At 70.7% G+C, this 11,811-nt stretch carries 11 protein-coding genes; 10 read left to right on the plus strand and 1 reads right to left on the minus strand.

Annotation, left to right across the window (positions count from 1 at the left end; genetic code table 11):
* The first annotated feature begins 7 nt into the window (after window positions 1-7).
* The 7 genes from QC385_RS31855 to QC385_RS31885 all read left to right on the plus strand — a co-directional run bounded on the left by QC385_RS31855 (window position 8) and on the right by QC385_RS31885 (window position 6,373).
* Complete coding sequence (locus QC385_RS31855; RefSeq protein WP_279544820.1) at window positions 8-1,048, plus strand: Rv2578c family radical SAM protein; 1,041 nt, start codon at window positions 8-10, stop codon at window positions 1,046-1,048.
* Window positions 1,049-1,284: 236 nt separating this feature from the next.
* Window positions 1,285-2,382, plus strand: a complete 1,098-nt coding sequence (locus QC385_RS31860) for a 4Fe-4S binding protein (protein ID WP_279544821.1) — start codon at window positions 1,285-1,287, stop codon at window positions 2,380-2,382.
* 16 nt (window positions 2,383-2,398) lie between these two features.
* Entirely contained in the window at window positions 2,399-3,706 is a 1,308-nt protein-coding gene (locus QC385_RS31865; RefSeq protein ID WP_279544822.1) for a DUF3533 domain-containing protein, read from the plus strand.
* Between the two features lie 71 nt (window positions 3,707-3,777).
* Window positions 3,778-4,347, plus strand: a complete 570-nt coding sequence (locus QC385_RS31870) for a TetR/AcrR family transcriptional regulator (RefSeq protein WP_279544823.1) — start codon at window positions 3,778-3,780, stop codon at window positions 4,345-4,347.
* Window positions 4,348-4,451: 104 nt separating this feature from the next.
* Window positions 4,452-5,153 carry an SDR family oxidoreductase gene (locus QC385_RS31875; RefSeq protein WP_279544824.1) on the plus strand — a complete coding sequence of 234 codons (702 nt, stop codon included), beginning with the start codon at window positions 4,452-4,454 and terminating at the stop codon, window positions 5,151-5,153.
* Between the two features lie 285 nt (window positions 5,154-5,438).
* A complete protein-coding gene (locus QC385_RS31880; RefSeq protein WP_279544825.1) occupies window positions 5,439-5,837 on the plus strand; it encodes a RidA family protein in 399 nt (132 codons plus the stop codon).
* Window positions 5,838-5,869: 32 nt separating this feature from the next.
* Window positions 5,870-6,373 carry a GNAT family N-acetyltransferase gene (locus QC385_RS31885; RefSeq protein ID WP_279544826.1) on the plus strand — a complete coding sequence of 168 codons (504 nt, stop codon included), beginning with the start codon at window positions 5,870-5,872 and terminating at the stop codon, window positions 6,371-6,373.
* Window positions 6,374-6,375: 2 nt separating this feature from the next.
* Here the strand turns inward: QC385_RS31885 and QC385_RS31890 are convergent, their stop codons facing one another.
* Window positions 6,376-6,951, minus strand: a complete 576-nt coding sequence (locus QC385_RS31890) for an adenylosuccinate lyase (protein WP_279544827.1) — start codon at window positions 6,949-6,951, stop codon at window positions 6,376-6,378.
* Between the two features lie 392 nt (window positions 6,952-7,343).
* On the opposite strand from QC385_RS31890, the gene QC385_RS31895 reads away from it, so the two are divergent.
* The 3 genes from QC385_RS31895 to ccrA all read left to right on the plus strand — a co-directional run bounded on the left by QC385_RS31895 (window position 7,344) and on the right by ccrA (window position 11,807).
* Window positions 7,344-9,149: a 3-hydroxyacyl-CoA dehydrogenase family protein gene (locus tag QC385_RS31895; RefSeq protein WP_279544828.1), complete on the plus strand. Its 1,806-nt coding sequence runs from the start codon at window positions 7,344-7,346 to the stop codon at window positions 9,147-9,149.
* A 115-nt stretch (window positions 9,150-9,264) separates the two neighbouring features.
* Window positions 9,265-10,074, plus strand: coding sequence for a TetR family transcriptional regulator (locus tag QC385_RS31900; RefSeq protein WP_193503424.1), 810 nt, complete (start codon window positions 9,265-9,267; stop codon window positions 10,072-10,074).
* Window positions 10,075-10,463: 389 nt separating this feature from the next.
* Complete coding sequence (gene ccrA, locus QC385_RS31905) at window positions 10,464-11,807, plus strand: crotonyl-CoA carboxylase/reductase (protein WP_279544829.1); 1,344 nt, start codon at window positions 10,464-10,466, stop codon at window positions 11,805-11,807.
* The last annotated feature ends 4 nt before the right edge of the window (window positions 11,808-11,811 follow it).

The raw sequence follows: 11,811 nt of genomic DNA on the forward strand, positions 1-11,811 counted from the left end.
AGGCGTCATGCGCTGGGACAACCTCACAGAGGACTCCGAACACAGCCGGGCCGACTCCGCGCTGTTCGGCGCGGACGCCGTGACCATCCGCACCTTCGACACGCCGGAGTTCGCGGGAATCACCTTCCACGAGATCCGGGCCCGCTCGATCATCAACCGGGTGCCGGCGGTCTCCCGGATGTCGTTCCAGTGGACGGTCAATCCCTATCGCGGCTGCTCACACGCGTGTGTGTACTGCTTCGCGCGCAAGACGCACAGCTATCTCGACCTCGACACGGGCCTCGGCTTCGACTCCCAGATCGTGGTCAAGACCAACGCGCCGGAGCTGCTGCGCCGCCAGCTCGCCTCGCGCCGCTGGCAGGGCGAGCACATCGCGATGGGCACGAACGTGGACTGTTACCAGCGCGCCGAGGGCCGCTACCGCCTGATGCCGGGCATCATCTCGGCCCTGCGGGACCACGCGAACCCGTTCTCCATCCTGACCAAGGGCACGCTCATCCTGCGCGACCTGGACCTGATCAAGCAGGCCGCGGAGGTGACCGACGTGGGCATCTCCGTCTCGGTCGGCTTCACCGAACAGGAGCTGTGGCGCACCGTCGAACCGGGCACGCCCGCGCCGGAGCGGCGCCTGGAGGTGGTACGCACCTTCGGCGAGCACGGCATCGGCTGCGGTGTGCTGATGGCGCCGGTGATCCCGTTCCTCAGCGACCAGCCGGCACAACTCAGGGCGACCGTGCGGGCGATAGCGGCCTCCGGCGCCACATCCGTCACCCCGCTGGTGCTGCATCTGCGGCCCGGCGCCCGCGAGTGGTTCATGACCTGGCTGGAACAACACCATCCGCACCTGGTGGCGCGCTACCGGCGGCTCTACGCGGAGGGCTCCTACGCCCCGAAGTGGTACCAGCGCCGGATCACCCGTCAGGTGCACGAACTGGCCGAGGAGTACGGCATCGGGCCCACGCGCGCGGGGACGCCGCGCCGGATCCGGCCCCCTGAGCCGACCGAGGAGCCGCCGGTGTCCGGGCCGACGCAACTCTCGCTCCTTTAGGAGCGTTTCTCCCTGGCTTGGGAGCGTTCGAGCGCATCCGAAGAAGCATCCGGGTCATGACCTCGACTGGATGAGACAGAGCACCCGCACACCCCCTTGAATTCTCCACGAGCGGCGGTCCCCACCGCGCCCGCTCGACCTTGCGCATCGAAAACCGACCGGTTTACAGTGAGGCGAAACCGATCGGTTTCTCGCCCTGGGGGCGAGCTGCGACGAGGTCCACCAGGGAGTGTCGGATGACTACCGCACGCGGCGCCGAGGGGCAGCCGGCGAACCTCAGGCTTCCGGCGAAGCTGGCCGCACATCCGTCGGTGCGGGCCGTGCTCGCCCGGCGCGCGGCGGGTGACGCCGCGAGTCCGCCGGCGGTGATCGACGCGGCCTGGCTGCGCGAGCTGTGCCTGGCGGCCGGGGCGGACGACGCGGCCGCGGTCAGTCTGGACCACCCCGACCTGGCCGGCGAGCGCGAGCACGCGCAGTCCGCGCTGCCCGGCACCCGCACCCTGATCGCGATGGCGTTCCGGATGAACCGCGACAACTGCCGCTCCCCCGCCCGCAGCGTGGCCAATCAGGAGTTCCACCAGACCGACGAGCAGGCCAACCATGCCGCCCGCGGCGTCACCCAGGGACTGCAGGACGCCGGATACCGCGCGCTCAACCCGTCGGTCGGCTTCCCCCAGGAGATGGACCGCTTCCCCAGCGAGCGGATCTGGGTGGTGGCGCACAAGACGGTCGCGGTGGCCGCGGGGCTCGGCGTGATGGGCCTGCACCGCAACGTCATCCACCCCAAGTTCGGCAACTTCATCCTGCTGGCGACCGTCCTGGTGGACGCCGAGGTGAGCGAGTACGGGCGGGCGCTGGACTACAACCCCTGCGTCGACTGCAAGCTGTGCGTCGCCGCCTGCCCGGTCGGTGCCATCAGCAAGGACGGGGCGTTCGACGCGCTGGCCTGCACCACGCACAACTACCGCGAGTTCATGAGCGGGTTCACCGACTGGGCGCAGACCGTGGCCGACAGCGAGGACGCCGCCGACTACCGTTCCCGGGTCTCCGACTCCGAGAGCGCCTCCATGTGGCAGAGCCTGACCTCGCCCCCCGGCTACAAGTCCGGCTACTGCGTGGCGGTCTGCCCCGGCGGCGAGGACGTCCTGGGCCCGTACCTGGACGACCGCAAGACGTTCATGGACACCGTGCTGCGACCGCTCCAGGACAAGAAGGAGACCCTGTACGTCCTGCCGGGCTCACACGCGCAGGAATACGCCCAGCGCCGCTTCCCCCACAAGCCCGTCAAGGAAGTCACCGGCGGCTGGCAGCCCCCGGCGAAGCGAACGCCCTGATCCGCCGGAGTACGTCATGAGCGGCATTCATCCCTTCCGTGTCCTGCGCGCCCGTCCTCTGTGGATCGCCAACGGCGTCGTCACCGGCGTCCTCGCGCTGCTGTTCGCCGTGCTCTACGTCGGCGCCAACGTCGATCCGGTCGACCACATGAAGAAGCTGCCCGTCGGCCTGGTCAACGCCGACAAAGGGGCCACTGCCGGGGGCGAGCACATCAACCTGGGAGCGCGGATCACCGAGTCCATCGTCGAGTCCCCGGCGAGCGAGGGCGGGATCGACTGGAAGGTGATGGACGAGAAGGGGGCGAAGGAGGGACTCGGCGAGGGCAAGCTGTACGGCGCGCTCGTCGTCCCCGCCGACTTCTCCTCCTCGACCACCGCACTGACCGGCACGGCGACCACCGGAGCCACGCACACCTTGGCTCGCCCGACGCTGACGGTGCTGACCAACCAGTCCGCCGGCAGCATGGGCTCCAGCCTGGCCCGGGCGGCGACGACGCAGGCGGCCGAGCGCGCCTCTCTCCGGGTGGGCGAGGAACTGACCGCGCGGAACGCGGCCGGCCAGGCGAAGCTGCCCGTCGCCGCGCGCCTCCTGCTCGCCGACCCGGCCGCCGTCACGGTCAGGGACGGGCATCCGCTCGACTCGCGCAGCGGTCTGGGCCTGACGGCGTTCTACTACGCGCTCGTCCTGGTGGTCTGCGGCATGCTCTCGGCCAATGTCATCAGCGGCCAGGTGGACCACGCCCTCGGCTACACCCACAACGACATGGGCCCGCTGCGCCTGCACCGCCCGCTGATCCGGGCGACCCGGGTGCAGAGCCTCGCCATCAGCAGCACCCTCATGGTCGGCCTGTCCCTGCTGATGGGGACGCTGGTCATGGCGGGCGCGATCGGCATCATGGGGATGGACGCCGCCCATCTGCCGCTGCTGTGGCTGTACTCGGTGTGCGCCATCGCGGTGTGCGGGACCGGTGCGCTCGCCCTCCTCGCCGTCTTCGGCACGCCCGGCATGCTGGTGGTCACGCTGGTCTTCATCGGGATGGCGGTGCCGACGGCCGGCGCCACCACCCCCATCGAGGCGCTCCCCGGCTTCTACCGCTTCCTCGCGGAGTTCGAGCCGCTGCGGCAGATCACCGGCGGCCTCCGCTCGATCCTCTACTACGACGCCCGGGCCGACGCGGGCCTGACTCGGGGCTGGGTGATGATGGGCGCCGGCCTCGCGGTGGCCGCACTGTTCGGTTTCGGCGTGACCGCTTGGTACGACCGCAAGGGGATGCACCGCATCCCGGTCGAGACCGAGCCCGGGAAGACCGCCGTCCCGGCCTAGGGCGTGTCCGCCCCGGCACACCTTGAAACCGATCGGTTTTCATTTCCTCCACATCGGGTTAACCTCGCAGTATGACCACCGAGGTGAAGGCAAGTACGAGAGAGCGGCTGCTGGAGGCGGCGGCCACGCTCACCTACCGGGACGGTGTCGGCATCGGCGTCGAGGCGCTGTGCAAGGCGGCGGGGGTGTCGAAGCGCTCCCTGTACCAGTTGTTCGAGAGCAAGGACGAGCTGCTGGCAGTGAGCCTGGAGGAGCGCGCCTCCGCCTTCGTGGCGACCCTCCTGCCCGCGGCGGACGACGGCCGGTCGCCCCGCGAGCGGATCCTGCACGTCTTCGAGCAGGTGGAGTCGCAGTCGGGGACGCCCGAGTTCCGAGGCTGCCCGTACCTGGCTGTTCAGATCGAGCTGAAGAACCAGAACCACCCCGCGAGCCGGGTGGCCCACCGGATCAAGGCGAACCTGACGGAGTTCTTCCGTTCCGAGGCCGAACTGGGCGGGGCGGGCGACGCCGACCTGCTGGCCCGGCAGCTCAGCCTGGTCTTCGACGGCGCCAGCGCCCGCGCGGGAATCGGGGCCGACAAGCTGCCCGGGCTCATCGCGCCCACCGTGAACACCCTGCTCGACGCGGCAGGCATGCGCTGACGCGTCACTCGCAGCCGTTGGCGCCGCGGCCACCCTCTTGCGCCTGAAAACCGATCGGTTTACGGTGGTGAAACCGATCGGTTTTCCATGTTCTGGAGGTAGTCGTGACAGCGATCAAGGGCGCCGGCGTCTTCGTCACCGGAGGCAGCCGGGGCATCGGCAAGGTGCTGGTCGAGGAGCTCTACGCGCGCGGGGCCGGCAAGGTCTACGCCACCGCCCGCGACCCTCGCTCGGTGACACACCCCGATGCCGTTCCGCTGGCGCTCGACGTCACCGACCCGGCATCCGTGGCAGCCGCCGCCGAGCAGGCCCAGGACGTCACCATCCTGATCAACAACGCCGGCGCCTCCGCCCGCGCTTCGTACCTCGAGTCCCCGATGGACGACGTGCGCCGGGATCTGGAGACCAACTTCTACGGGCCGCTGCTGGTCACCCGGGCCTTCGCGCCGATCATCGAGCGCAGGGGCGGAGGGCACATCCTCAACGTCCACTCCGCCCTGTCCTGGCTGGCCGACGGCACGCCCTACAGCGCCTCCAAGGCCGCCCTGTGGTCGCAGACCAACTCCCTGCGCCTGGAGTTGCAGCCGCGCGGCATCGCGGTGACCGGGCTCCATGTGGCCTACGTGGACACCGACATGACGTCGGGCATCGACGCGCCCAAGGCCGACCCCCGCGACGTCGCCGTGGCCGCGCTCGACGGCATCGAGGCAGGGGCGCACGAGGTACTGGCCGACGACACCACCCGGTGGATCAAGTCGCAGCTGTCCGCAGACCTGGAAGCCATGTACGCCCAGCTGAAGCGCTAGGTCGTGTCCGCAAAGTCCCGTCGTCCGCCCGGAGGGCGGGCCTCGCGGCGTCCGGTGCGTGCTCTGGGGGTCCCCCCGGCCGAAGGCTGGGGGAGTGCCGGGCGGACGCCCGCGTGCTGGTTGTACGTGGGTGTTCGCCCGGTGCGGCGAGAGGGCGTGCCGGGCGTCGCGGGGCAGGCGGGACTTTGCGGACACGACCTAGGCCCTTGCAAGGAAACCGGTCCGGGGAGCCGGCGGCGGCCGGTTCTGAGCACACAGGTCGGTGCCGTGGTCCACGATGGACCCATGAGTGAGCTGACCAGAATTGCCGCGCCCGACGGGGTCGCCGCCGCGGCCCAGTACAGCCACGTCGTCATGGGCACCGGCCGTTTCGTGGCCATCGCGGGACAGCTCGCGCTGGACGAGCAGGGCCGGCCGGTCGGAGAGGGCGACCCGGCGGCACAGGCCCGTCGGGTCTTCGAGAACCTCCGGCGCTGCCTGGCCGCCGCCGGGGCGACCTTCGACGACGTCGTCAAACTCACCTACTTCGTCACGGACATGGCCCACATGCCCGCCATCCGGGCGGCCCGTGCGGAGTACATACCCGACGACCGGCTGCCTGCCGCGTCGGCGGTGCGGGTCGCGGGGCTGGTCCGGCCCGAATTCCTGCTGGAGGTCGAGGCGTTCGCGGTGGTGGCGGAGTGAGTCCTTCGACCAGGGCGCTTCGGATACGGGAGATGGCGCTCGCCGACTGCGACCGTGTCGCGGAGATCCGCATCCGCGGCTGGCAGAGCGCGTACCGGGGGCTGATACCGCAGTCGTACCTGGACGGGCTCAGCGTCACGGAGGACGCCGAGCGGCGTCGCGGGCACCTGGCGCAGGCCGACGGCAGCGTGGTGAACCTGGTCGCCGAGGACACCGGCGGCGAGGTCGTGGGCTGGGCCTGCCACGGGCCGTACCGGGACGGCGAAGTCGCCACGGATGACGCCGAGTTGTACGCCGTCTACGTCCATCCGGAACACCTGGGACGGGGCGCGGGGCAGGCCCTGCTCGCGGAGGCCGTCGCGCGCTGCGCCGCCGCGGGCCACGGCCGTCTGCTCCTGTGGGTCCTCAAGGGCAACGGCCGGGCCCGCCGCTTCTACGAACGGGCCGGGTTCGAGGCGGACGGCGCGGAGGAGCCCTTCGAGGTGGACGGTGTCACGGTCCCCGAGGTGCGGTACGCACGCGCACTCCCCCGCTGATCTCACCTCTGTTTCGGAATCCGCCCCAGTGCCCGCACCGCCGCCTCCGCCAGCACCGGATGCGCGAGGGCCTCGTTCAGCACGGGTCTGGCCCGGGCGTCGCCCAGCGTGCCGAGCCCTTCCACGCAGGCGAGGGCCACGCGGCGGTACGGGTCGTGCGGGCGCAGCCGTCGCTGGAGGGTGGTGATCAGGGCGGGCACCGCCTCCGGGGCTCGCAGTTCGACCAGGAGCCGGACGGGGTGGAGCGCGTAGGCGACGCGCAGTTCGTTGGTGGCGAGGGCGGCGGCGGCGCGGGCGGTGCGCCGGTCGCCGAGGCGGGCGAGGGCGTAGGCGGCGGACGCGCAGCGCGGCGGGTCACGGTGGTTGAGCAGCAGCACCAGGGACTCGAAGGCCCGCCGGTCCCCGTCGAGTCCCAGCCGGAAGGCGGCCAGCTCCCTCGCCCACAAGGGCTGCCCGGGTTCGGTCAGCACCGCGGCCAGGGCGTCGAGGTCGTCGGTCGCCACGAGCCGCTCGAAGGCGGGCGACGCCCCCGACTCCTGCCGTAAGCGCTCCGTGAGTGATCGCAACTCTTCGTCCATGAGTGAGAGATTAGAGGCGCCGCGAGCTGCCCGGGACGTACATCACAAACACGAGGGCTGGCGCGCTCGTTACCCGCGAGTTAAGCTCAGACGAGCGAGTTACCCACTCGCATTTCCTCGCGGCGGTCTGGTGACGCGGCCGTCGTGAGAGCAGTCGGTTCGGTACTTCAGGTACCGCAGTACGGCTCGGCCCCGGGACAGGGCCGGTCGGACCCGCCGCTCCCCGGGCGTGTGCACGCCCGTGGCGACGGCACCGGGCGTGTGCGCTCGCAGCCCGGCCAACACCCGCATTCCTCACGTACCCGGTGCGCCCGGGATCCGGCATACGCCGGTCCGTCTTCGGCGCACCCGGGCACGTTCCGAAGTCGTCACCCTCATCCAGGAGTCCCGCGATGGCCACTCCCCTTTCCGACCCGTCCCTGTCCCCGCTGCGCACCATCGCAGTCGTCGGCCTCGGCACGATGGGCACCGGCATCGCCGAGGTCCTCGCCAAGGCCGGCCGCGAGGTCGTCGGCATCGACATCAGCGAGGCCCAGGCGGCGAAGTGCGTCGCCGCCCTGGAGTCCTCCACCGCCCGTGGCGTCGAGCGCGGCCGGCTGACCGAGCAGGAGCGCACGCAGATCCTGGACCGCGTCCGCACCTCCACCGACCTGCGGGCCGCGGCCGACGCCGACCTGGTCATCGAGGTGGCGCCGGAGTCGTACGAGATCAAGCAGCAGATCTTCCGCGAGCTGGACGGGATCGTGCGCCCCGAGACGATCATGGCGACCGGCACCAACGCCCTGTCCGTCACGCGGCTCGCCGCCGACTCGGCCCGTCCGGAGCGGGTGCTGGGCCTGCACTTCTTCAACCCGGCCCCGGCCATGAAGCTGGTCGAGGTCGTCTCCTCGGTGCTGACCGCGCCCGCGGCCGTCACGGCGGTCACGGATCTCGCCCTCGACCTGGGCAAGGAGCCCGTCGCGGTCGGCGACCGGCCCGGTTTCGTCGCCGACGGCCTGCTGTTCGGCTACCTGAACCAGGCCGCCGCGATGTACGAGGCGAAGTACGCCTCCCGCGAGGACATCGACGCCGCGATGCGGCTGGGCTGCGGCCTGCCGATGGGCCCGCTGGCGCTGCTCGACCTGATCGGGGTCGACACCGCGCGCACGGTCCTGGAGGCGATGTACGCCGCCTCCCGCGACCGGCTGCACGCCCCGGCGCCGATCCTCAAGCAGCTCAGCGAGGCGGGCCTGACCGGCCGCAAGGCGGGACGCGGGTTCTACACGTACGAGGCGCCGGGCAGCGCCACCGTCGTGCGGGACGCGCTGACCCCGCTGGAGGGCGGCGGCCTGGTCCCGGGCCGGGAGGTCCGCTCGGTCGGTGTCGCGGGCTCGGGCACCATGGCCTCCGGTATCGCCGAGGTCTTCGCCAAGGCCGGGTACGAGGTCGTCCTCGCCGCCCGCAGCGAGGAGAAGGCCCAGACCGCGAAGGCCCGCATCGGCAAGTCCCTGTCCCGCTCGGTCGACAAGGGCCGGATGACCGCCGAGGCCGCCGCGCAGACCCTGGACCGCATCACTCCGGCGGGCTCGTACGACGCCTTCGCCGACGTCGACCTGGCCGTGGAGGCCATCGCCGAGGACCTGGAGGTCAAGCGGCAGCTGTTCGCCGCGCTGGACAAGGTCTGCAAGCCGGGCGCGGTGCTGGCCACCACCACCTCGTCCCTGCCGGTCGTCGCCTGCGCCCGGGCCACCTCGCGTCCCCAGGACGTCATCGGCATGCACTTCTTCAACCCGGCCCCGGCCATGAAGCTGGTCGAGGTCGTCCGCACGGTGCTGACGGCCGACGACGTCCACGCGACGGTCCGCGAGGTCTGCGGCCGGATCAGGAAGCACGCGGTCGACTGCGGGGACCGGGCGGGCTTCATCGTGAACGCGCTGCTCTTCCCGTACCTGAACAACGCGATCAAGATGGTGCAGGAGCACTACGCGTCGCTCGACGACATCGACGCGGCGATGAAGCTGGGCGGGGGTTACCCGATGGGCCCGTTCGAGCTGCTGGACGTCGTCGGGCTCGACGTCTCGCTCGCCATCGAGAAGGTCCTGCACCGCGAGTTCCGCGACCCGGGGCTCGCCCCGGCACCGCTTCTGGAGCACCTGGTGGCCGCGGGCTGCCTCGGCCGCAAGACGGGCCGTGGCTTCCGCGAATATGCCAAGCGCTGAGGGTCCCGGCGACTGGTTCCGGTCCGGCGCGGAGTGGGGCGGCCTGCTCGGCCCGGACCGGTTCCACGAACCAGGTCACGCGCAGCGAGCTGCGCACATGCAGTACGTTCAGGGCATGTCCCAGCCCGCCAAGTCCTCACGTACATCGGTTACGACCGACCCGCCGGAAAGTGCCGCAGGCTCTCGCGCCGCCGCCCAGCGGCTCAAGATGCGCCGGGAACTGGCGGCCGCCGCGATGGAGTTGTTCGCGACCAAGGGGTACGAGGCGACCACCGTCGACGAGATCGCGGCCGCGGCCGGCGTCGCCCGCCGCACGTTCTTCCGCCACTTCCGCTCCAAGGAAGAGGCGATCTTCCCCGACCACGACGACACCCTGGTCCGGGCCGAGGCGGTGCTCAACGCCGCGCCCGCGCACGAGCATCCGCTTGACACGGTGTGCCGCGGCATCAAGGAAGTCATGAAGATGTACGCGGCCCGTCCGGAGATCTCGGTCGCCCGCTACAAGCTGACGCGCGAGGTGCCCACCCTGCGCGAGGCGGAGATCGCGTCGGTGGCCCGCTACGAGCGCCTGTTCACCCGCTACCTCCTCGGCCACTTCGACGAGCGCGCGCACGCCGACGACGCCAACGACGACCCGCTGCTCGCGGAGGTCGCCGCGTCCGCCGTGGTCACCGCCCACAACCACGTCCTGCGGCGCTGGCTGCGGGCGGGCGGACAGGGGGATGTGGAGGCGCAGCTGGACCACGCCTTCGCGATCGTGCGCAAGACGTTCGGCACGGGCATCGGGGCCGGGCGCTCCACGGAGCCGCAGCCGGCCGCGGCCACGGCCTCGGCGCAGGGCGAGGTGCTGGTGACCGTCGCCCGCACCGACGCCCCGCTGGACGAGGTCATGCGGACGATCGAGCAGGCCCTCAAGGAGCGCTGAGTCCCTTCTCCCGTGTGATCTCCCTGTGACGACGGCCACCCCTCGGGGTGGCCGTTTTGGCATGTCAGGAGACGTTTTGACAGCCCTCTGGGTTACCGTTCGATCGATCATCGCTCATTTGTCAAGTAAAGATTTCATCTGAGAGAAACTTCTGGCACTCAGTGCCTTGCGGGGTGACACGCGGTGTCATACGTTGAAGAGGTCCGGGCGACGTCCCAGCGGGCCCAGCGCCTGCCCGTCCGGACGCCTGCGTCACAGGCAACCTCCCGCGCCACCAGCGCTGCCGAACAGCACCACCGCCGAACCGACGGCACACCCTCGACCCTCAGCAGCACCGACGTAACCATCGGCGCCCCTCCCTCAGGGCGCTCACCGCCGGAGGCAACACCGTGACCGTTAAGGACATCCTGGCCGCGATCCAGTCGCCCGACTCCACGTCGGAGGACTTCGCCGCCCTCCCGCTCCCCGAGTCGTACCGCGCGATCACCGTGCACAAGGACGAGACGGAGATGTTCGCCGGGCTCGCCACACGCGACAAGGATCCCCGCAAGTCGATCCACCTGGACGAGGTGCCGCTGCCCGAGCTGGGCCCGGGCGAGGCCCTGGTGGCCGTCATGGCCTCCTCGGTCAACTACAACTCGGTGTGGACGTCGATCTTCGAGCCGCTGTCGACGTTCGGCTTCCTGGAGCGCTACGGCCGCACCAGCGAGCTGGCCAAGCGCCACGACCTGCCCTACCACATCATCGGCTCCGACCTCGCGGGCGTCGTCCTGCGCACCGGCCCGGGCGTCAACGCCTGGCGGCCCGGCGACGAGGTCGTCGCGCACTGCCTGTCCGTCGAGCTGGAGTCCAGCGACGGCCACAACGACACGATGCTCGACCCCGAGCAGCGCATCTGGGGCTTCGAGACCAACTTCGGCGGCCTCGCCGAGATCGCGCTGGTCAAGTCCAACCAGCTGATGCCGAAGCCGGACCACCTGAGCTGGGAGGAGGCCGCCGCCCCGGGCCTGGTGAACTCCACCGCCTACCGCCAGCTGGTCTCCCGCAACGGCGCCGGGATGAAGCAGGGCGACAACGTGCTCATCTGGGGCGCGAGCGGCGGACTCGGCTCGTACGCCACCCAGTTCGCGCTGGCCGGCGGCGCCAACCCGATCTGTGTCGTGTCCTCGCAGCAGAAGGCGGACATCTGCCGGGCCATGGGCGCGGAGGCGATCATCGACCGCAGCGCCGAGGGCTACAAGTTCTGGAAGGACGAGAACACCCAGGACCCGAAGGAGTGGAAGCGCTTCGGCAAGCGCATCCGCGAGCTCACCGGCGGGGAGGACATCGACATCGTCTTCGAGCACCCCGGCCGCGAGACCTTCGGCGCGAGCGTCTTCGTCACCCGCAAGGGCGGCACCATCACCACCTGCGCCTCCACCTCGGGCTACATGCACGAGTACGACAACCGCTACCTGTGGATGTCGCTGAAGCGGATCATCGGCTCGCACTTCGCCAACTACCGCGAGGCCTGGGAGGCCAACCGGCTCATCGCGAAGGGCAAGATCCACCCGACCCTGTCGAAGGTGTACTCCCTGGAGGACACCGGCCAGGCCGCCTTCGACGTGCACCGCAACCTGCACCAGGGCAAGGTCGGCGTGCTGTGCATGGCCCCCGAGGAGGGCCTGGGCGTGCGCGACGACGCCAAGCGCGCCAAGCACATCGACGCCATCAACCGCTTCCGGAACATCTGAGGGC

The organism is Streptomyces sp. DH10, from assembly GCF_029813805.1.
Taxonomy (GTDB): domain Bacteria; phylum Actinomycetota; class Actinomycetes; order Streptomycetales; family Streptomycetaceae; genus Streptomyces; species Streptomyces coeruleofuscus.